The following is a 19,686-nucleotide window of genomic DNA, read 5'->3' on the forward strand; positions in this document are numbered from 1 at the left end:
GCGACTGTCGCGCCTCAGCGCGGGGCGCCCATGATCTGGGTCCACCAGAGACCGGATCCGTGGCCGGAGCCGTAGCCGGAATCTCCACCGGAATTGCCGCCGGAATTGCCGCCGGAATCATCTGCCGTGATTCCCACGCCGATCTCCCGGAATGCGCAGGAGAGAATATTGTGCCGGTGCGGCCTGCTTTTCATCCAGGCGGCGACGGCGCTCTCGGCGTCCGGATAATCGCGGGCGATGTTTTCCGCCGCCTTCCGCCCGTCGTACCGCACGTCTTCGAGGCGCTGCGCCAGTGATGTCCCGCCGGGTCCGTCGTGGGAGAGAATTCCGGTGCGGGCCATATGGGCGCTGTGTCTCTGGGCGGCCTTGGTGAGACCCGGGTGGAGTTCGAGGGCGGGGCAGCCGGCTTTGGACCGCACCGTGTTGACCAGGCGGACGACCCGGGCTCGCTCGCCGGCGGTGTCCGGCCGTGGCGCCGTGGTGCCGCCGGAGGGAGCGGGGGGAGCCGGCGGCGGCGTCCCGGCGCCGGCGGTGGGGGAGCGAGGGCCGTGCGCGGGCGGTTCGTGGGAGGCGGCCGTGCCCATCAGGGCGGTCACCGCGACCGCGGCGGCGGTCAGGGCGGGCAGCAGTGCGGAGCGGACGGGACGTGGGCGCCCACGGTCCTGTCGGCGGTGACGGGCGGCGTCGTGCGGCATGTCCCTCCTTCTGGGTGTGCGGTTGCGGTTCCCGGCCGTACCCCGCGCGGCGGCGGTACCGCGGCGGGGACGGCAGCGGGGGACGAGGCCGAGCGTCTCGTCCCCCGCTGCTCCGGGTACCGGCCGGGGTCGCTCCGGTACCCGGACGTGCCTGCGTCGGCAGTCGGCCGGCTCGCTGCCGACGTCTCAGCAGCGGCACTCCGGCGCCCGTGGGCGTACCGGGCCTACGGGCGGAGCGCCTCCGTGGACGGGGCGGTCAGGCGGTCAGTCCCCGGTGTTGGTGGCCCACACCGGCTGGTTGTTCGCGTCGTAGATGACGACGTTGCCGTCGTCCTGGACGACGAGCCGCTCGCCCTTGTGCCAGGTGTTGGAGTGCCACACCGGCCTGCCGTTCGCGTCGTACAGGACGAAGTTGCCGTCCTCCTGGAAGACGGCGCAGTTGCCCTTCGGCCAGGCGTCCTTGGCCTGCCACACCGGTCGGCCGTCCTTGTACAGGACGAAGTTGCCGTCCTCCTGCACGCGCAGCACGGTCCTGCCGTTGCCCGAGGTCAGTGCCTGGTTCTTGCAGATCTTGGTGCCCTTGGGGAAGGAGGCGTCGGCCAGGGGAGTGGCCTCGTTCTCCAGGTCCGCCGCCTGCGTGTGCTGGGTGGGGGCGGCGGTGGCCGCGGTGGCGCCGGCGGCGGTTCCGCCGGCCAGCAGCATGGCCGCAACGGCAGCGACGGCCAGGCGGCCGAAGTTCTTGTCCACGGGAGGACCTCCTCGAATCGATGGGGCGCTCCGGAACGGAACGCTCAATGCGAGGAATCCCCGGGGAATTCCGGCGCCAATCCAGGGAATGAGGGAGGCGGGTGAATTCTGGTCGGGTGGGCGGGCGTCTGAAGAATGGTTCATGCGGTGACCGGCCTGCGGGAAGGATGCGGCCGTGAATTTAATGCAATTGACGGAATTCATGTGGTGAATTCCTATAATAGCAATTATCGAGCTCTGGCTGGAAGTGGTCGGTGGCCTGCTCGCCGGTTCCGGAAAAACCCACCCACCGGTCGTTTTTCCCCGTCCGTCATCACCCACACTCGCACCAGGACGCGACTTCGGGCTCCCGGGCGGGGGCGTGGTTGACGAAGGCGCGGTCTTCCGTCCGTCCGAGGCCCGCTCGGCCCGCTGGGCCGGCCCGCTCTACTCGGTCGCGTCGCTGATTCCGAGCCGCAGATGCTCGACGTGGTAGACGGCCTGGTCGAGGAGTTCGGCGACGTGGTGGTCGTGCAGCGCGTAGACCACCGACCGGCCGCGCCGCTCGCCGACGACCAGGCCGAGGTTGCGCAGCAGTCGCAGCTGGTGCGAGCACGCCGACTGCTCCATGCCGACCTGGGCGGCCAACTCCGTGGCGGGTAGCGGCCCTTCGCGCAGCCGGGCGAGGATCAGCAGCCGGGACGGGGTGGACAGGGCCTGGAGGGTGGTGGCCACCTTGGCGACGTTGTCCGCGTCGAGGCGTACGCGCTCCGGTGCGCCTTGCGTGGTGGTGACGGCTCCATGACCCATGGCGTCATCCTACTCATCACCCATGAACACTTGAACGAGTCTTCATGTGTTCCTGTATGGTGTCCGCGTGTCCGCGACTCTCGCTCCCACCACGTCCCCCGCCCGCACCCCGGCGCCGCCCCGCCGCCGTACCCGCGTCCTCGCCCTGCCCGAGGCCCGCTGGGCGCTCGCCTCCCTGGCGGCCTTCCTGCCGGCCCTCGTCCTCGACCTCGGCGGCGCACCCGCCTGGGCGTACGGCCCCCTGTACGCCGTCGCCTACGTCGCCGGCGGCTGGGAACCGGCCCTCGAAGGGCTGCGCGCACTGCGCGAGAAGACCCTCGACGTCGACCTGCTGATGATCGTCGCGGCACTGGGCGCGGCGGCCATCGGGCAGGTCCTGGACGGCGCCCTGCTGATCGTCATCTTCGCCACCTCCGGCGCCCTGGAGGCCCTGGCCACCGCCCGCACCGCCGACTCCGTGCGCGGCCTGCTCGACCTCGCCCCGGGCACCGCGACCCGGGTCACCCCCGACGGCGCCGAGGAGACCGTGCCGGCCGCCGAACTCGCCGTCGGCGACGTGCTGCTGGTCCGCCCGGGAGAACGCATCGGCGCCGACGGCCGGGTCCTGGACGGCAGCGGCGAGGTCGACCAGGCCACCATCACCGGCGAACCCCTGCCCGTCCTCAAGAGCCCCGGCGACGAGGTCTTCGCGGGCACGCTGAACGGCACCGGGGCACTGCGCGTGCGCGTCGGACGCGACCCCGCCGACTCGGTCATCGCCCGGATCGTCGCCCTGGTGGAGGAGGCGTCCCGCACCAAGGCGCCGACGCAACTGTTCATCGAGAAGGTCGAACAGCGCTACTCCGTCGGCGTGGTCGCCGCGACCCTCGCCGTCTTCGCCGTTCCCCTCGCCTTCGGCGCGGAACTGGCCGACGCCCTGCTGCGGGCCATGACCTTCATGATCGTCGCCTCACCGTGCGCGGTCGTCCTGGCCACCATGCCGCCCCTGCTGTCCGCCATCGCCAACGCCGGCCGGCACGGCGTCCTCGTCAAGTCCGCCGTGGCCATGGAACGCCTCGGCGAGATCGACACCGCCGCCCTCGACAAGACCGGCACGCTCACCGAGGGCACCCCCGAGGTGACCGCCGTACGCCCGCTGCCGGGCTCCGGGCTCGACGAGGACGCGCTGCTGGCGCTGGCCGCTGCGGCCGAGCACCCGAGCGAGCACCCGCTGGCCCGCGCGGTCGTGGCCGCCGCCCGCACCCGCGGGCTGACCGTGGAGCCCGCCCGGGACTTCACGGCGCTGCCCGGCCGCGGGGTCACCGCCGTGGTCGGGGGACACGTGATCGAGGTCGGCCGCGCGGACGCCCCCGAGGGCGACGAGACGGCCGTCCGGGTCTCCCGCGACGGCGTCCCCGTCGGCGCCCTCGCCCTCACCGACCGGATCCGCTCCGACGCGCCCGCGGCCACCGCGGCGCTCACCGCCGTCACCGGCGCCCCGCCCGTCCTGCTCACCGGAGACAACCTGCGCGCCGCGACCCGGGTCGCCACGGCGACCGGACTGACCGACGTCCGCGCCGAACTGCTCCCCGAGGACAAGGTCAGGGCCGTGCGCGACCTCCAGGACGCCGGGCGCAAGGTCCTGTTCGTCGGGGACGGCGTCAACGACGCCCCCGCCCTCGCCGCCGCCCACACCGGCGTCGCCATGGGCCGCGCGGGCTCCGACCTCGCGCTGGAGACCGCGGACGCCGTCGTCGTACGCGACGAACTCACCGCGGTGCCGGCGGCCGTACGGCTCTCCCGCGCCGCCCGGCGTCTGGTGGTCCAGAACCTGGTGATCGCCGGTTCCTTCATCACCGTGCTCGTCGCCTGGGACCTGATCGGCCACCTCCCGCTGCCGCTGGGGGTCGCCGGCCACGAGGGCTCGACGGTCCTGGTCGGCCTCAACGGCCTGCGGCTGCTGCGCGAGTCGGCGTGGCGGCGCGCGGCCACGGGCTGAGCCGGGCCGCCCGGCAGGGCCGGGCGGTCCCGGCCGTGTCGCCGGGGCCGCACGGGTCCCGGGGGTCCGCAGGGCCGCTGCGGGCCGGCACGGGCGTCGGCGTGGCGAGCCGCACCGTGCCGACGGCCCCACCGCGTGCCGGCGGCGGCCCCGCCCTCGTGCCGGCGGCTCCACCTCTGTGCCGGCGGCCTTGCGCCCGAGCCGGTCAAGGGCCGCCGCGCGGATCCGATGATGCCGTGCATGCGTACCGTCGGCCGTGGACCGTTCACCGACCTCGCGGCGGCACACGGACGCGCTGGCCCGGCGAGGACGATGTCGGATTCCCGCCAGCCAGCGGGCCGCCGGTCGCCCATGCTGGACGCATGCAGAGGGCGATGCACACCGACACCGAGCGCTGCGTGCGCGCCGTCCAGTCGAAGGACGGGCGGTTCGACGGCTGGTTCTTCACGGCCGTCCTGACCACCCGCATCTACTGCCGTCCCAGCTGCCCGGTCGTGCCGCCCAAGCCGGAGAACATGACGTTCTTCCCCAGTGCGGCGGCCTGCCAGCAGGCCGGTTTCCGGGCGTGCAAGCGCTGCCGTCCGGACACCAGCCCCGGCTCCCCGGAGTGGAACCGGCGCGCCGACCTGGTCGCCCGTGCCATGCGGCTGATCGCCGACGGCGTCGTGGACCGCGAGGGCGTCCCCGGCCTCGCCGCCCGGCTCGGCTACAGCGCCCGCCAGATCGAACGCCAGCTCCTCGCCGAACTGGGCGCGGGACCGCTCGCCCTGGCCCGCGCCCAGCGCGCCCAGACCGCCCGCCTGCTGATCGAGACGACGACGCTGCCGATGGCGCGGATCGCGTTCGCCGCCGGCTTCTCCTCCATCCGCACCTTCAACGACACCGTCCGCGAGGTCTTCGCCCTCACCCCCAGCGGCCTGCGCGACCGTGCGCCCCGCTCCGGGGCCGGCGCCGCCCCGGGCGCCCTCTTGCTGCGGCTGCCGTTCCGCACCCCCCTCAACCCCGACAACCTCTTCGGCCACCTCGCGGCCACCGCGGTACCGGGCGTCGAGGAGTGGCGCGACGGCGCCTACCGTCGCACCCTCCGTCTGCCCCACGGCCACGGAATCGCCGCCCTGACCCCGCGCCCCGACCACATCGCCTGCCGCCTCACCCTCGCCGACCTGCGCGACCTGCCGGTGGCGATCAGCCGCTGCCGCCGGATGCTCGACCTCGACGCCGATCCGGTCGCGGTGGACGACCGGCTGCGCGCCGACCCCGTCCTCGCCCCGCTCGTCGACAAGGCGCCCGGCCGCCGGGTCCCGCGCACGGTGGACGAGGCGGAGTTCGCCGTACGGGCGGTGCTGGGCCAGCAGGTCTCCACGGCGGCCGCCCGCACGCACGCGGCCCGCCTCGTCGCCGCGCACGGCGACCCGGTGGACGACCCCGAGGGCGGTCTGACCCACCTCTTCCCGTCACCGCAGGCGCTGGCGTCCCTGGCCCCCGAGGCCCTGGCCATGCCCCGGACCCGCCGCGCGACCCTCACCACCCTCGTCACGCAACTGGCCGACGGCACCCTGCACCTGGGCGTCGAGAGCGACTGGCCCGAGACCCGCGCCCGGCTCCTCGCCCTCCCCGGCTTCGGCCCCTGGACGGCCGACGTCATCGCCATGCGCGCCCTAGGCGACCCCGACGCCTTCCTCCCCACCGACCTCGGCATCCGCCGCGCGGCCCGCGACCTGGGCCTGCCGTCGACCCCGGCGGCCCTGACGGCGCGGGCACAGGCGTGGCGGCCCTGGCGGGCGTACGCGGTCCAGTACCTGTGGGCGACGGACGACCACCCCATCAACTTCCTCCCGGTGTAAGGCACGTGATGAACAGGACGAGCAAGAGGAACCCGATGAGCAGGACCGGCACGACGACCAAGCGGCACACGGTGATCGACAGCCCCTACGGCCCCCTCACCCTGGTCGCCGAGGACGGCGTCCTGTGCGGCCTCTACATGACCGACCAGCGCCACCGCCCCCCGGAGGAGTCCTTCGGCAGGCCCGACGCGTCCCCCTTCGCCGAGGCGGAGGAACAGCTGGAGGCCTACTTCGCGGGAGACTTGAAGGAGTTCACCCTCGAACTCCGCCTGAACGGCACGCCGTTCCAGCGCGGCGTCTGGTCGGAGCTTCTCCGCATCCCCTACGGCGAGACCCGTTCCTACGGCGAACTGGCCGCCGCGCTCGGCAACCCCCGGGCGTCCCGCGCCGTCGGGCTGGCCAACGGCAAGAACCCGATCGGCATCATCGTCCCCTGCCACCGCGTCGTCGGCGCGACGGGCGGCCTCACCGGTTACGGCGGCGGCCTGCCCCGCAAGCAGCGCCTGCTGGACTTCGAGCGGGGTACGGCGCTGTTCTAGGCGCCCGCGAGCCCCGACGCGTACGGGTCCCGACGCGCAGGAGCCCGGACCCTACGAGTCCGGGCTCGGCTCCGGACCACCCAGGTCGGCGCGGACCAGGTGGTGGTCCGAGTGCGGGGTGGGATGCACGCCGTGCTCGCGCGGGACGATGCCGCGCACGAAGATGTAGTCGAACTTGCTCTCCCAGTCGGTCGTCGTCGCGCAGGCGCCGCCGGACGAGGGGTGACACCGGGGGTCCGTGTCCGTGGCCAGTGCCCACATCCCGGCGAGTTCGGGGGCGTACGGCACGGCGTTGAAGTCGCCGAGGGCGATCGCGCGGTCGTGCCGGGCGACGGCGGTGGCGAGGACGCCGACCTGGTCCGCCCGGACCGCTTCCTGACGGCGCTCGGCGAGGTGCGTGTTGAAGACCCGGGTGGGCCGGCCGCCCACCATGGTGGTGACCGCCACGTACCCGCGGTCCTCGGAACCCCCGTCGGGATACTCCACGTTGACGCGGTCGGTCATCGGCGCCGCGGACAGGATCGCCTGGCCGTAGGCCCCCGGACGCCACGGCACTCCACCGCAGCGGCCCCAATTGCGCAGGACCGTCCCGTACTCGACGTGGTAGACCAGCCCGAAACGCCTCGCCAGAAGGTCGCGGATCCTCTCGACGTGGCCCTGGCACGCTTCCTGGAATCCAATGACCTCGGGCGCGTACGCGGCGATCTCCGCCGCCTGCTCCGCGGCGCCCACCTCACAGGGGTTGCAGAGGTTCCACGTCATGACGCGGTTCGGCACCACGTCCCTGGCCTCACCGGCCGCCGACCCGGGGAAGCGGGCGCCGCCCGGCGCGCTGGGGCCGACGAGCACCACACAGGCCACGAACACGGCGCCCACGAGCAACCACATGCCCCTTCCGAGCACCATCGCCTCCTCGACGTGGATTTCCGATGACGACCGACGTCCCTCTGCACGAGGTTAGAGGCATCCGCCTCACCGGCTCGCGGTGCCCCGTCGGCGCCCGCTCACCGCGCGCCCCCTGCGCTCAGCCGCCGCAGCAGCCCGGGCAGCGCCGTCCCGATGCGTTCCCGCACGATCTCGTCGGCGATCGAGTCGTACGGCGTGGGCTCGGCGTTGACGATGACGAGGCGGGCCCCGTGGTCGACGGCGACCCCGGCGAGGCCGGCGGCGGGATGGACCTGGAGGCTCGTGCCGACGGCGATGAAGACCTGACAGGCCTTGCTGATGGCGAGGGCGTCGCCGAGGACGACGGGGTCGAGCCGCTCGCCGAACATCACGGTCGCGGGCTTCAGGACGCCCCCGCACTCCAGGCAGGGCGGATCGTCCTCGCCGGCGTCGACCCGGGCGAGGGCGTCCTCCATGGGCCCGCGGGCATGGCACCGGGTGCACACCACGCTGCGCGCGCTGCCGTGCAGTTCGAGCACCTTGCGGGCGGGCATTCCGGCGGCCTGGTGCAGGCCGTCGACGTTCTGCGTGATCACCCTCACCGGCACGCCCGACCGCTCCAGCTCCGTCACGGCCCGGTGGGCGGCGTTCGGCTCGGCGCGCAGCGTCCCGGTCGCGCGCCGCATCCGCCAGGAACGGCGCCGGATCTCCGGATCGCCCATGTAGTACTCGTACGTGACGAGCTTCTCGGCCTCCGGGTCCTTGCGCCACACCCCGCCCGGCCCGCGGTAGTCCGGGATGCCGGAGTCGGTGGAGATGCCGGCGCCGCTGAGGACGGCGACGAGGGGCTTGGTCATGCGGCCGAGGGTAGGCCGTGCCCGTGCGGGGCGGCGAACGGACATCCGGTGGCCGGACGGTGGTGCTAGGGTCCGCGGCATGGCAAAGGTCAACGTGTCCCTCGACGCCGAACTCGTCGTGGAGACCATGGTGCTGTCGGGTGTCGGCAACCCCCAGGACGCCGTGTCGCTGGTGCTGCGCGACTACATCGAGAAGGGGCACCGCACCGAGGCGCGGATCGCCGCGCGCGACGAGGCGCTGCGCGAGATCGACGTCAAACCCAGGGAAGAGGGCTGACGGCCCGACGTCCGGCAGGCCGACGGCCGACGGGCCGGCGCCCGACGGGCTGCTCCCCGACGACGGGTCAGCCCACCCGGTGACCGTTCTCCAACTCGACGGTTCCCGCGCCCTCGGCGAGCACGTCGAGGGCGGCCAGCACGCGGCGCCCCAGCGCTCCGGGCAGACGCTCGGCCAGTTCCTCGCGGGGCACGAGCCGCCAGGACAGCAGTTCCTCCTCCTGGAGACGGATCGCCCCGAAGTCCTCGTCGCCGAGGACGCCGCCGTCGTACAGGTACGCCACCAGCGGCGGCCGGCCCGTGCCCGGCACCCAGTCCACGGCCAGCAGCCGCCCCGGCTCCCGGTCGAGGCCGATCTCCTCCGCGGTCTCCCGGCGCGCCCCCTGCCGCGGGGACTCCCCGTCGTCGGACTCGACGGTTCCGCCCGGAAGCGCCCACCCCTGACGGTAGTTGGGCTCCACGAGCAGCACCCGCCCCTCGGAGTCCCGGAAGAGCACGGCGGCGCCGGCGAGGACGCGGGGCAGGCCGGCGATGTAGGCGGCGTAATCGAGAGTGGTCACCCCGGAAGGGTAACCAGCCCGGACGACGAGGCCGCTCGTCCCGTCACGGGGCCGGGCGGCGGCGACCCGTCGGTTCCACGGGCTGGGCAGGGGCATGACGGCCGGGGCGGGCGGCGGTTAAGGTCGCTGCGGCGCGACTGGCCCCGCCGACGTGCGCGGGGCCGTAGAGCAAGGGGAATGAGAAGTGGCTGACGCTGTGGACGGTGCCCGTCGGGTGCTCATCGCCGCGGACAAGTTCAAGGGCTCGCTGACGGCCGTAGAGGTAGCCGAGCGGGTGACGGCGGGGCTGCGGCGGGTGCTGCCCGGCCTCGACGTGACGGCCCTGCCCGTGGCCGACGGCGGGGACGGCACCGTGGCCGCCGCCCTCGCCGCCGGGTTCGAGCGGCGGGAGGCACGGGTCACCGGGCCCCTCGGGGACGAGGTCACCGCGGCCTTCGCCCTGCGCGGGGACACCGCCGTCGTGGAGATGGCCGAGGCCAGCGGCCTCCAGCGGCTGCCCGCCGGGGTCTTCGCCCCGCTGACGGCGTCCACGTACGGCTCCGGCGAACTGCTGCGCGCCGCGCTCGACGCGGGGGCGCGCACGATCGTCTTCGGCGTCGGCGGCAGCGCCACCACCGACGGCGGTGCGGGGATGCTGTCCGCGCTCGGGGCGCGGTTGCTGACCGCGGACGGGGAGCCCGTGACGCCGGGAGGCGGCGGGCTGGCCGCGCTGGCCTCCGCCGACCTGTCCGGGCTGGACCCGAGGCTGTCCGGGGTCGACCTCGTGCTCGCCAGCGACGTCGACAACCCCCTCACCGGCCCGAAGGGCGCCCCCGCGGTGTACGGCCCGCAGAAGGGCGCCTCTCCGGACGACGTCGCCGCCCTCGACGCGGCCCTCGGGCACTTCGCCGAGGTGCTGGAGGAGTCCGTCGGGCCGCGCGCCGCCGAATACGCCGCCTCGCCCGGCGCGGGCGCCGCCGGCGGCATCGGGTACGGCGCGCTGCTCCTCGGCGCCCGCTTCCGCCCCGGCATCGAGGTGATGCTCGACGTCCTCGGTTTCGCCCCCGAGCTGGCGCGGGCCGACCTCGTGATCACCGGCGAGGGCTCCCTCGACGAGCAGACCCTGCACGGCAAGGCCCCGGCCGGCGTCGCCGCCGCGGCCCGCGCCGCCGGCAAGGACGTCGTCGCCGTGTGCGGACGCCTCGCCCTCGACCCGACGGTGCTGGAGGCGGCCGGCATCCGGCGCGCCTACCCGCTCACCGAGGCCGAGCCGGACGTCGCCACGTGCATCGCCGAGGCGGGGCCCATCCTGGAGCGGGTGGCGGAGCGCATCGCCCGCGACTGCCTCGTGTGACCCTGCGCCCCCGCGGGGGCGGACGGCGAAGGGCCCCGAACCGGATCTCCGGTTCGGGGCCCTCTCGGTGGTACTCCGTGGTGCGCGGCCGCTACGGCTACGGCACCTGCGCCGCCCGCGCCTCGCGGCGGTTGTCGCGGAAGTTGTTCACCCGGCGGGCCGTGGCGAACAGGGGGATCACCGCGCCCATGACCAGCTGCAGGGCGCAGCCCGTCTGGAGCAGGAGCTGGCCGCTGGGGGCGCCGAAGGCCCACGCCACCAGCAGGCCCATGCTCAGGACGATCCAGGACAGCATCGCCCCGGCCAGCCGTCCCCGCGGCTTCGGGTACTCGACGCGGCTCACCATCAGCCACGCGGTGCCCAGGATGGCCAGGAGCGTCGCCACGAACGGCAGCTCCAGCAGCACGATCGCCACGACCGTCAGCGCGCCGAAGGGACTCGGCATGCCCTGGAACGTGCCGTCCTTCACCGTCACGCAGGAGAACCGCGCCAGTCTGAGGACCACGGCGAGCAGGACGACGATCGCCCCGACCGCGGCCACCCGCTGGTGCGCGTCGTCCGCGACCATGCCGTAGACCAGGACGAAGTACGCCGGGGCGAGGCCGAAGCTGATCAGGTCGGACAGGTTGTCCAGCTCGGCGCCCATGGGGGAGGAGCGCAGCTTGCGCGCGACCAGGCCGTCGAACAGGTCGAAGACCGCCGCGCAGAGCATCAGGATGACCGCCGTGGCCGCGCTGTGGCGGGCCATGCCGGTCTCCTGGCTGCCGGTGAGGTGCGGGATCAGGATGCCGGTGGTGGTGAAGTACACCGCCATGAAGCCGCAGGTGGCGTTGCCCAGGGTCAGCGTGTCGGCTATCGACAGGCGGAGCGAGAGGGGCATCTCCTCCTCGTCGTCCTCCGCCGCGGCCTCCGGCACCCAGCCGGTGCGTGTCTCCGGATCAGTCACGGTCAATTCGGGTCACCCCTGCCACCGTCTTCTGGCCGACCTCGACCGCGACCTCCACGCCCTCCGGCAGGTACAGGTCGACGCGCGAGCCGAAGCGGATGAGACCGATGCGCTCGCCCTGCTCGACCTTGGTGCCCTGCGGCACGTAGGGGACGATGCGGCGGGCCACTGCGCCGGCGATCTGGATCATCTCGATGTCGCCGAGCTCGGTGTCGAAGTGCCAGACGACGCGCTCGTTGTTCTCGCTCTCCTTGTTGAAAGCGGGAACGAAACCGCCGGGGATGTGCTCGACCGACGTCACGGTGCCGGCCAGCGGGGCGCGGTTGACGTGGACGTTCAGCGGGCTCATGAAGATCGCGACGCGGGTGCGTCCGTCCTTCCACGGCATGATGCTCTGCACCACACCGTCGGCGGGCGAGATGACCCGGCCCTGGGTGATCTCGCGCTCGGGGTCGCGGAAGAACCACAGCATCCCCGCCGCGAGCGCGGTGGCGGGAACGGCGACGGCCTTCGCGGCGCCGGAGCGGCGCGCGCGGACGAGGCTGAGGGCTGCGGTGGCGACGGTCGGCAGAAGCCACGGCGATGCTCCGCGCGCGAGGCGTACGCCGGCGAGGCTGTCGCGAGGTGCAGAGGTTTGGCTGTGGGGCATGGATGACCTTCGTAGCGGATGATGCCGCGCTTCGGAACGGGGGACGGCGGCTTACTCGCGATCGTAGCGGCTGTGAGCCACAACTGGGTAAGGCGGGAAGCCGAGTCGGTTTCCGAAGAGTGCCTACGGGGTGTGATCTTCTTCTCGAAGAAAACACCCCGTTCCCTGACATTCAGCCCTGGAACCGATACTCTTCGAGCAACCTGCGCCCGATGATCATTTTCTGGATCTCGGCGGTACCTTCACCGATCAGAAGCATCGGAGCCTCGCGGTAGAGGCGCTCGATCTCGTACTCCTTGGAGAAGCCGTAGCCTCCGTGGATGCGGAAGGCGTCCTCCACGACCTCCTTGCAGTACTCGGAGGCGAGGTACTTCGCCATCCCGGCCTCCAGGTCGTTTCGCTCCCCGGAGTCCTTTTTGCGAGCCGCATTCACCATCATGGCATGCGCGGCCTCCACCTTGGTAGCCATCTCGGCCAGTTTGAACTGAATCGCCTGGTGCTGGGCGATCGGCTTGCCGAACGTGTGACGCTGCTGGGCGTACTGGACGCCCAGCTCGAAGGCACGCTGAGCGACGCCGCAGCCGCGCGCGGCCACGTTCACGCGGCCCACCTCGACGCCGTCCATCATCTGGTAGAAGCCGCGGCCGGTGACCCCGCCGAGCACCCGGTCGGCGGGAATCCGCAGGCCGTCCATGATGAGCTCGGTCGTGTCGACGCCCTTATAGCCCATCTTGTCGATCTTGCCCGGGATGGTCAGGCCGGGGCGGACCTCGCCGAAGCCGGGCTCCTTCTCGACCAGGAAGGTGGTCATCGACCTGTGCGGGGCGGTCCCCTCGGGGTGTCCTTCGTCACTGCGGACCAGAACGGCCACCAGCGACGAGGTGCCGCCGTTCGTCAGCCACATCTTCTGGCCGCTGAGGACGTACTCGTCGCCGTCCTTCACCGCCTTCGACGTGATCGCCGACACGTCCGAGCCGAGGCCCGGCTCCGACATCGAGAAGGCGCCCCGGACGTCGCCGGCCGCCATCCTCGGCAGGAAGTGGTCCTTCTGCTCCTGGGTGCCGTGCTGCTTGAGCATGTACGCCACGATGAAGTGCGTGTTGATGATGCCGGACACCGACATCCAGCCGCGCGCGATCTCCTCCACGCACAGCGCGTAGGTCAGCAGCGACTCGCCGAGGCCCCCGTACTCCTCGGGAATCATCAGGCCGAACAGGCCGAGCTCCTTGAGCCCGTCGACGATCTGCTGCGGGTACTCGTCGCGGTGCTCCAGCTCGGTCGCGACCGGGATGATCTCCTTGTCCACGAAGTCCCGGACGGTGGACAGGATCTCCTGCTGGACGTCCGTGAGGCCGTGGGTCTGGGCGAGACGGGCCATCGCTTACTTCCCCTGTTCCTTGGGCTCGGGGCGGCCCGGCTGCTCGCCGCCGCGCTCCTTGACGTACGTCTCGGTGGGCACCATGACCTTGCGGCGGAACACGCACACGAGCGTGCCGTCCTGCTTGTAGCCCTTGGTCTCGACGTGGACGATGCCGCGGTCGTTCTTCGACTTCGACGGCCACTTGTCGAGCACCGTCGTCTCGCCGTAGATCGTGTCGCCGTGGAAGGTCGGCGCGACGTGCTTGAGCGACTCGATCTCCAGGTTGGCGATCGCCTTGCCGGACACGTCCGGGACGGACATGCCGAGCAGGAGCGAGTAGACGTAGTTGCCGACCACCACGTTCCTGCCGAAGTCCGTCGTCTCCGCGGCGTAGTGGGCGTCGAGGTGGAGCGGGTGGTGGTTCATGGTGAGGAGGCAGAAGAGGTGGTCGTCGTACTCGGTGACCGTCTTGCCCGGCCAGTGCTTGTACACCGCGCCGACCTCGAACTCCTCGTAGGTGCGTCCGAACTGCATCGCGCTCAGGCCTCCGGGATCTCGAACGTGCTGGTGCGCTTCATGCCGGCGGCGCGTCCCTTGCCCGCGACGACCAGGGCCATCTTGCGGCTGGCCTCGTCGATCATCTCGTCGCCGAGCATCGCGGAGCCCTTCTTGCCGCCCGCCTCGGACGTGTAGTAGTCGTACGCGTCCAGGATCAGCTCGGCGTGGTCGTAGTCCTCCTGCGACGGCGAGAAGATCTCGTTGGACGCCTCGACCTGGCCCGGGTGCAGCACCCACTTGCCGTCGAAGCCGAGCGCGGCGGCGCGCCGGGCGACCGCACGGTAGCCGTCGACGTTGCGGATCTGCAGGTAGGGGCCGTCGATCGCCTGGAGGTCGTTGGCGCGGGCGGCCATCAGGATCTTCATCAGGATGTAGTGGTAGGCGTCCGCCGGGTAGCCGGGCGGCTGTTCGCCCACGACCAGGGACTTCATGTTGATGGAGGCCATGAAGTCGGCCGGGCCGAAGATGATCGTCTCCAGGCGCGGGGAGGCCTGGGCGATCTCGTTGACGTTGTTCAGGCCCTGCGCGTTCTCGATCTGCGCCTCGATGCCGATGCGGCCGACCTCGAACCCCATCGTCTTCTCGATCTGGGTGAGGAGCAGGTCGAGGGCGACGACCTGCTGGGCGTTCTGCACCTTCGGCAGCATGATGCAGTCGAGGTTCGGTCCCGCGCCCTCGACGACCGTGACGACGTCGCGGTACGTCCATTCGGTGGTCCAGTCGTTGACGCGCACGACGCGGGTCTTGCCGGTCCAGTCGCCCTCGTTGAGGAACTTCACGATGGTGTGCCGCGCCTCCGGCTTGGCGAGGGGGGCGCAGGCGTCCTCCAGGTCCAGGAAGACCTGGTCCGCCGGGAGGCCCTGGGCCTTCTCCAGGAAGCGCGGGTTCGAGCCCGGCACCGCCAGGCAGGAGCGCCGCGGGCGAAGGCGGTCGACACGGGGAAGGGGGGCGGCGGAGCCGCTCGCTGAAAGGGTGGTGGTGGGAGACGGGCGGGCGGTCATGCGGGGACCTCCAGGGGGTCGAGCTCGTGTGCTGTCCGGATCTCGTCGACGATGCGGCCGATGATCCCGGTGATGTCGAAGTCCTTCGGGGTGAAGACCGCGGCCACTCCGGCGGCCCGCAGCTGCTCGGCGTCACCGTTCGGGATGATGCCACCGGCGATCACCGGTATGTCTGTGGCACCGGCCACACGCAGCCGCTCCAGCACGTCCGGGACCAGCTGGGCGTGCGACCCGGAGAGGACGGACAGGCCCACCGCGTGGACGTCCTCGGCCAGGGCCGCGTCCACGATCTGCTCCGGGGTGAGCCGGATGCCCTGGTAGACCACCTCGAAGCCGGCGTCCCGCGCGCGCACCGCGATCTGCTCGGCGCCGTTGGAGTGGCCGTCCAGGCCGGGCTTGCCCACCAGGAAGCGCAGCTTGCCGACGCCGAGGTCCCGCGCGGTCAGCTCCACCTTCCGGCGGACCCGCGCCATCGCGGTGCCCTCCTCGGCGGCGACCGCGACCGGCGCGGACGACACTCCCGTCGGGGCGCGGTACTCGCCGAACACCTCGCGCAGCGCCCCGGCCCACTCGCCGGTCGTCACGCCGGCCCGGGCGCACTCCAGGGTGGCCTCCATGAGGTTGTCGGTGCCCTTCGCGGCCTCCTTCAGCCGTTCCAGCGCCTTGCACGGGCGCGGGTGGTTGAAGGGCGGCTGGTAGCGGGTGTCCCGCCAGTGCCGGAGCGAGGCGACGACGCGGGCCTCGACCGCCGGGTCGACCGTCTGGATCGCGGTGTCCAGGTCGGCCGTGAGCGGGTTCGGCTCGGTGGTCTCGAAGATGTTGACGCCGACGATCTTCTCCTCGCCCGACTCGATCCGCGCCCGGCGCTCGGCGTGCGAGGCGACGAGCTGCGACTTGAGGTAGCCGGACTCGACGGCGGCCATCGCGCCGCCCATCTCCTGGATGCGGTCGATCTCCGCGAGCGACTCCTCGACCAGCTGGGCCACCTTCGCCTCGATCACCTTCGAGCCCTCGAAGATGTCGTCGTACTCCAGCAGGTCGCTCTCGTGGGCGAGGACCTGCTGGATGCGCAGGCTCCACTGCTGGTCCCAGGGCCGGGGCAGGCCCAGCGCCTCGTTCCAGGCGGGCAGCTGCACGGCCCGCGCGCGGGCGTCCTTGGAGAGGGTGACGGCGAGCATCTCCAGCACGATCCGCTGGACGTTGTTCTCCGGCTGCGCCTCGGTCAGACCGAGGGAGTTGACCTGGACGCCGTAGCGGAAGCGGCGGTGTCTGGGGTCCTGGATGCCGTACCGCTCGCGGGTGATGCGGTCCCAGATGCGGCCGAAGGCACGCATCTTGCACATCTCCTCGACGAACCGCACGCCCGCGTTCACGAAGAAGGACATGCGGCCGACGACGTCGCCCATGCGCTCCTCGGGCACCTGCCCACTGTCGCGCACGGCGTCGAGGACGGCGATCGCGGTGGACATCGCGTACGCGATCTCCTGCACCGGAGTGGCGCCCGCCTCCTGCAGGTGGTAGCTGCAGATGTTGATCGGGTTCCACTTCGGCAGGTGGGAGACCGTGTACGCGATCATGTCCGTCGTCAGCCGGAGGCTCGGCCCCGGCGGGAAGACGTGCGTGCCGCGGGACAGGTACTCCTTGACGATGTCGTTCTGGGTGGTCCCCTGGAGCCGGGTGATGTCCGCGCCCTGCTCCTCCGCGACGACCTGGTAGAGCGCCAGCAGCCACATCGCCGTGGCGTTGATGGTCATCGAGGTGTTCATCCGCTCCAGGGGGATGTCCTGGAACAGCCGGCGCATGTCACCGAGGTGGGCGACCGGCACGCCGACCCGGCCGACCTCGCCGCGGGCGAGGACGTGGTCGGAGTCGTAGCCGGTCTGCGTCGGCAGGTCGAACGCCACCGACAGACCCGTCTGGCCCTTGGCGAGGTTGCGCCGGTACAGCTCGTTGGACGCCTCGGCCGTGGAGTGGCCGGCGTACGTGCGCATGAGCCACGGCCGGTCCCTTTCCCTCGGCGCCTGCGCAGTCTGACGCTCTGACATCCGTGCCCGTCCTCAGATGTTCCGGAAGCGGTTGATGGCGTCGATGTGGCGCGCCCGCTTCTCGTGGTCGCGCACGCCGAGGCCCTCCTCGGGGGCGAGGCAGAGCACTCCGACCTTGCCCTGGTGGACGTTGCGGTGGACGTCGTGCGCGGCCTGGCCGGTGTCCTCCAGGGCGTACACCTTCGACAGGGTGGGGTGGATCCTGCCCTTCGCGATGAGGCGGTTGGCCTCCCATGCCTCGCGGTAGTTGGCGAAGTGGGAGCCGATGATGCGCTTCAGCGACATCCACAGGTAGCGGTTGTCGTACTCGTGCATGTAGCCCGAGGTGGAGGCGCAGGTGGTGATGGTGCCGCCCTTGCGGGTGACGTAGACGGAGGCGCCGAAGGTCTCGCGGCCGGGGTGCTCGAAGACGATGTCGATGTCCTCGCCGCCGGTGAGTTCGCGGATGCGCTTTCCGAAGCGCTTCCACTCCCTGGGGTCCTGGGTCCGCTCGTCCTTCCAGAACCTGTAGCCCTCGGCGCTGCGGTCGATGATCGCCTCGGCGCCCATCGAGCGGCAGATCTCCGCCTTCCGGGGGCTGGAGACGACACAGATCGGGTTGGCGCCGCCGGCCAGCGCGAACTGCGTGGCGTACGAGCCCAGTCCGCCGCTCGCGCCCCAGATCAGGACGTTGTCGCCCTGCTTCATGCCGGCGCCGTTGCGCGAGACCAGCTGGCGGTACGCGGTGGAGTTGACCAGGCCCGGGGCCGCCGCCTCCTCCCACGACAGGTGGTCCGGCTTGGGCATCAGCTGGTTGGACTTGACGAGCGCGATCTCGGCGAGGCCGCCGAAGTTGGTCTCGAAGCCCCAGATCCGCTGCTCCGGGTCGAGCATGGTGTCGTTGTGGCCGTCGCTGGACTCCAGCTCGACGGAGAGGCAGTGCGCGACGACCTCGTCGCCGGGCTTCCAGGAGTTCACGCCCGGCCCGGTGCGCAGCACGACGCCCGCGAGGTCGGAGCCGATGATGTGGTACGGCAGGTCGTGGCGCTTGGCCAGCTCGCTGGTGCGGCCGTAGCGCTCCAGGAAGCCGAAGGTCGACAGCGGCTCGAAGATCGACGTCCACACCGAGTTGTAGTTGACCGAGGAGGCCATGACGGCCACCAGCGCCTCGCCGGGGCCCAGTTCGGGCAGCGGCACCTCGTCCAGGTGGAGCGACTTGCGCGGGTCCTTGTCGCGGGTCTCGAGGCCCGCGAACATCTCGGTCTCGTCCTTGTGCACGGTGATCGCGCGGTACGACTCGGGCAGCGGCAGGGCGGCGAAGTCGGCCGGCGTGGAGTCGGGCGACTGGATCGCGGCCAGGATGTCCTTCACGGTCACGGTGTTGCCTCCGGCGGTGAGCGCCCCGAGGGAAGGGCGCTGAGGGTTGCGTCGGTGCTGCTGAGGGTGTGGGTGTGCCGTCGGTTCGGCGGGTGGTGCTGTGGGCGGCGCTTTGTGGCGCGGGAGGGTGCCTGTGACGCAGGCGTCCGGGCGCGCGGGACGAGACGGTCCCGCGGGGACAGCCCGGACACCCTCAACGTATGGCACCCCGTGACACCTTGCAAGGCACTGGGTGCCAGAAATTCCTCTCAGATGAAATCTTTACGCGACATATGAGCGATGATCGATCGAACGGCCCGCCGGAGCCGGGCGAAAAGCGCCTCTGACATGCCAAAACGGCCACCCGGGCGGGTGGCCGTCATCACAGCGGGAGGGTGACTCAGCGCTCTTTCAGCGCCTGCTCGATCGTGCGCATGACCTCGGCCAGCGGGGCGTCCGTGCGGGCCACGGCCACCAGCACCTCGCCCTGCGCGGAGACCGACGCCGGGCCGGACGCCGGGCCGGACGGCGGCTTGGGCGCCGAGGTGCGGCCGACGCCTATCCCGGCGCCGAACGTCCTGCGGACGATCGCGAAGGCGTGGTCCAGCTGCGCCTCCACGTCCCCCTGGCCGCCGGCCCGCAGCCAGCGCCGCAGCACGTGATTGTGGGCGGTGACCACGGCGGAGGCGGCGACCTCGGCGAGCAGCGGGTCGTCGTTGGCGTCGTCGTCGTGGGCGTGCTCGTCGAAGTGGCCGAGCAGATAGCGGGTGAACAGCCGCTCGTAGCGGGCCACCGACGCGATCTCCGCCTCCCGCAGGGTGGGCACCTCGCGGGTCAGCTTGTAGCGGGCGACGGAGATCTCCGGGCGTCCCGCGTACATCTTCATGACTTCCTTGATGCCGCGGCACACCGTGTCGAGCGGATGCTCGTGCGCGGGCGCGGCGTTGAGCACCGCCTCCGCCCGGACCAGGGTGTCGTCGTGGTCCGGGAAGATCGCCTCCTCCTTGGAGCGGAAGTGGCGGAAGAAGGTGCGCCGGGCCACCCCGGCGCGGGCCGCGATCTCGTCGACGGTGGTCGCCTCGTAGCCCTTGGTCGCGAACAGCTCCATCGCCGCGGCGGCCAGTTCCCGGCGCATTTTCAGCCGCTGGGCCGCCGCGCGGTTGCCCGCGGCGCTCTCCGGTGCGTCGGGCGTGGCTGGTGTACGTGAGGACTTGGCGGGCTGGGACATGACCCGAACGTACTGCATGTGCGCAGTTCGGCGCGCGGGCCCGGCACTTCCCCCGCCCGGG

19 protein-coding genes are annotated in these 19,686 nt (G+C 72.0%); 5 read left to right on the plus strand and 14 right to left on the minus strand.

Features of this window, described 5'->3' with window-relative positions; all coding sequences use genetic code 11:
- Positions 1–14: 14 nt before the first annotated feature.
- The 3 genes from ABZY13_RS07280 to ABZY13_RS07290 all read right to left on the minus strand — a co-directional run bounded on the left by ABZY13_RS07280 (position 15) and on the right by ABZY13_RS07290 (position 2,231).
- Complete coding sequence (locus tag ABZY13_RS07280) at positions 15–695, minus strand: CAP domain-containing protein (protein ID WP_356627889.1); 681 nt, start codon at positions 693–695, stop codon at positions 15–17.
- A gap of 264 nt (positions 696–959) precedes the next feature.
- Entirely contained in the window at positions 960–1,442 is a 483-nt protein-coding gene (locus tag ABZY13_RS07285; RefSeq protein ID WP_356627890.1) for a hypothetical protein, read from the minus strand.
- 426 nt (positions 1,443–1,868) lie between these two features.
- Positions 1,869–2,231: a metalloregulator ArsR/SmtB family transcription factor gene (locus ABZY13_RS07290; protein WP_356627891.1), complete on the minus strand. Its 363-nt coding sequence runs from the start codon at positions 2,229–2,231 to the stop codon at positions 1,869–1,871.
- Positions 2,232–2,298: 67 nt separating this feature from the next.
- Between ABZY13_RS07290 and ABZY13_RS07295 the strand changes: the two genes are divergently transcribed.
- The 3 genes from ABZY13_RS07295 (at position 2,299) to ABZY13_RS07305 (ending at position 6,592) form a co-directional block, all read left to right on the plus strand.
- Positions 2,299–4,209 (plus strand): heavy metal translocating P-type ATPase, encoded by a 1,911-nt coding sequence (locus tag ABZY13_RS07295; protein WP_356627892.1) that lies wholly within the window; start codon positions 2,299–2,301, stop codon positions 4,207–4,209.
- Between the two features lie 362 nt (positions 4,210–4,571).
- Positions 4,572–6,053, plus strand: coding sequence for an AlkA N-terminal domain-containing protein (locus ABZY13_RS07300; protein WP_356627893.1), 1,482 nt, complete (start codon positions 4,572–4,574; stop codon positions 6,051–6,053).
- Between the two features lie 35 nt (positions 6,054–6,088).
- Entirely contained in the window at positions 6,089–6,592 is a 504-nt protein-coding gene (locus ABZY13_RS07305) for a methylated-DNA--[protein]-cysteine S-methyltransferase (protein WP_356627894.1), read from the plus strand.
- Between the two features lie 51 nt (positions 6,593–6,643).
- Here ABZY13_RS07305 and ABZY13_RS07310 read toward each other — a convergent pair whose 3' ends face one another.
- Together ABZY13_RS07310 and ABZY13_RS07315 are read right to left on the minus strand one after the other, a co-directional pair.
- Positions 6,644–7,498 (minus strand): endonuclease/exonuclease/phosphatase family protein, encoded by an 855-nt coding sequence (locus ABZY13_RS07310; protein WP_356627895.1) that lies wholly within the window; start codon positions 7,496–7,498, stop codon positions 6,644–6,646.
- A 98-nt stretch (positions 7,499–7,596) separates the two neighbouring features.
- Complete coding sequence (locus ABZY13_RS07315) at positions 7,597–8,334, minus strand: Sir2 family NAD-dependent protein deacetylase (RefSeq protein WP_356627896.1); 738 nt, start codon at positions 8,332–8,334, stop codon at positions 7,597–7,599.
- 79 nt (positions 8,335–8,413) lie between these two features.
- On the opposite strand from ABZY13_RS07315, the gene ABZY13_RS07320 reads away from it, so the two are divergent.
- A complete protein-coding gene (locus tag ABZY13_RS07320) occupies positions 8,414–8,611 on the plus strand; it encodes a DUF2191 domain-containing protein (protein ID WP_356627897.1) in 198 nt (65 codons plus the stop codon).
- A 67-nt stretch (positions 8,612–8,678) separates the two neighbouring features.
- On the opposite strand, the gene ABZY13_RS07325 is transcribed toward ABZY13_RS07320, so the two are convergent.
- Entirely contained in the window at positions 8,679–9,170 is a 492-nt protein-coding gene (locus ABZY13_RS07325) for an NUDIX hydrolase (RefSeq protein WP_356627898.1), read from the minus strand.
- A 196-nt stretch (positions 9,171–9,366) separates the two neighbouring features.
- Between ABZY13_RS07325 and ABZY13_RS07330 the strand changes: the two genes are divergently transcribed.
- On the plus strand, positions 9,367–10,503 hold the full coding sequence (locus ABZY13_RS07330; protein WP_356627965.1) for a glycerate kinase: 1,137 nt from the start codon (positions 9,367–9,369) through the stop codon (positions 10,501–10,503).
- A gap of 97 nt (positions 10,504–10,600) precedes the next feature.
- Here the strand turns inward: ABZY13_RS07330 and pssA are convergent, their stop codons facing one another.
- From pssA to ABZY13_RS07370, 8 genes are all read right to left on the minus strand, one after another.
- On the minus strand, positions 10,601–11,419 hold the full coding sequence (gene pssA, locus ABZY13_RS07335; RefSeq protein ID WP_356627966.1) for a CDP-diacylglycerol--serine O-phosphatidyltransferase: 819 nt from the start codon (positions 11,417–11,419) through the stop codon (positions 10,601–10,603).
- Positions 11,420–11,441: 22 nt separating this feature from the next.
- On the minus strand, positions 11,442–12,098 hold the full coding sequence (locus tag ABZY13_RS07340; protein ID WP_356627899.1) for a phosphatidylserine decarboxylase: 657 nt from the start codon (positions 12,096–12,098) through the stop codon (positions 11,442–11,444).
- Between the two features lie 172 nt (positions 12,099–12,270).
- Complete coding sequence (locus ABZY13_RS07345; protein WP_356627900.1) at positions 12,271–13,476, minus strand: acyl-CoA dehydrogenase family protein; 1,206 nt, start codon at positions 13,474–13,476, stop codon at positions 12,271–12,273.
- Positions 13,477–13,479: 3 nt separating this feature from the next.
- Positions 13,480–13,992, minus strand: coding sequence for a MaoC family dehydratase (locus ABZY13_RS07350; protein ID WP_356627901.1), 513 nt, complete (start codon positions 13,990–13,992; stop codon positions 13,480–13,482).
- A 5-nt stretch (positions 13,993–13,997) separates the two neighbouring features.
- Positions 13,998–15,017, minus strand: coding sequence for a CoA ester lyase (locus tag ABZY13_RS07355; protein ID WP_356627902.1), 1,020 nt, complete (start codon positions 15,015–15,017; stop codon positions 13,998–14,000).
- Positions 15,014–17,062 carry a protein meaA gene (locus ABZY13_RS07360; protein ID WP_356627903.1) on the minus strand — a complete coding sequence of 683 codons (2,049 nt, stop codon included), beginning with the start codon at positions 17,060–17,062 and terminating at the stop codon, positions 15,014–15,016. The genes ABZY13_RS07355 and ABZY13_RS07360 overlap by 4 nt, the downstream gene beginning before the upstream one ends.
- 12 nt (positions 17,063–17,074) lie before the next feature.
- The gene (gene ccrA, locus ABZY13_RS07365) at positions 17,075–18,418 is read right to left on the minus strand and encodes a crotonyl-CoA carboxylase/reductase (RefSeq protein WP_356627904.1); all 1,344 of its coding nucleotides are present in this window, start codon (positions 18,416–18,418) and stop codon (positions 17,075–17,077) included.
- A 379-nt stretch (positions 18,419–18,797) separates the two neighbouring features.
- Entirely contained in the window at positions 18,798–19,625 is an 828-nt protein-coding gene (locus tag ABZY13_RS07370) for a TetR family transcriptional regulator (RefSeq protein WP_356627905.1), read from the minus strand.
- Between the last annotated feature and the right edge of the window lie 61 nt (positions 19,626–19,686).

It is taken from the genome of Streptomyces sp. NPDC006610, from assembly GCF_040611575.1.
GTDB lineage: Bacteria > Actinomycetota > Actinomycetes > Streptomycetales > Streptomycetaceae > Streptomyces.

Bases quoted from the DNA above. Each gene is read 5' to 3' on its own strand.
- ABZY13_RS07280 (WP_356627889.1), bottom strand. From the start codon at position 695: ATGCCGCACGACGCCGCCCGTCACCGCCGACAGGACCGTGGGCGCCCA.
- ABZY13_RS07290 (WP_356627891.1), bottom strand. From the start codon at position 2,231: ATGGGTCATGGAGCCGTCACCACCACGCAAGGCGCACCGGAGCGCGTA.
- ABZY13_RS07300 (WP_356627893.1), top strand. From the start codon at position 4,572: ATGCAGAGGGCGATGCACACCGACACCGAGCGCTGCGTGCGCGCCGTC.
- ABZY13_RS07305 (WP_356627894.1), top strand. From the start codon at position 6,089: ATGAGCAGGACCGGCACGACGACCAAGCGGCACACGGTGATCGACAGC.
- ABZY13_RS07310 (WP_356627895.1), bottom strand. From the start codon at position 7,498: ATGGTGCTCGGAAGGGGCATGTGGTTGCTCGTGGGCGCCGTGTTCGTG.
- ABZY13_RS07315 (WP_356627896.1), bottom strand. From the start codon at position 8,334: ATGACCAAGCCCCTCGTCGCCGTCCTCAGCGGCGCCGGCATCTCCACC.
- ABZY13_RS07320 (WP_356627897.1), top strand. From the start codon at position 8,414: ATGGCAAAGGTCAACGTGTCCCTCGACGCCGAACTCGTCGTGGAGACC.
- ABZY13_RS07340 (WP_356627899.1), bottom strand. From the start codon at position 12,098: ATGCCCCACAGCCAAACCTCTGCACCTCGCGACAGCCTCGCCGGCGTA.
- ABZY13_RS07345 (WP_356627900.1), bottom strand. From the start codon at position 13,476: ATGGCCCGTCTCGCCCAGACCCACGGCCTCACGGACGTCCAGCAGGAG.
- ABZY13_RS07350 (WP_356627901.1), bottom strand. From the start codon at position 13,992: ATGCAGTTCGGACGCACCTACGAGGAGTTCGAGGTCGGCGCGGTGTAC.
- ABZY13_RS07355 (WP_356627902.1), bottom strand. From the start codon at position 15,017: ATGACCGCCCGCCCGTCTCCCACCACCACCCTTTCAGCGAGCGGCTCC.
- ABZY13_RS07360 (WP_356627903.1), bottom strand. From the start codon at position 17,062: ATGTCAGAGCGTCAGACTGCGCAGGCGCCGAGGGAAAGGGACCGGCCG.
- ABZY13_RS07370 (WP_356627905.1), bottom strand. From the start codon at position 19,625: ATGTCCCAGCCCGCCAAGTCCTCACGTACACCAGCCACGCCCGACGCA.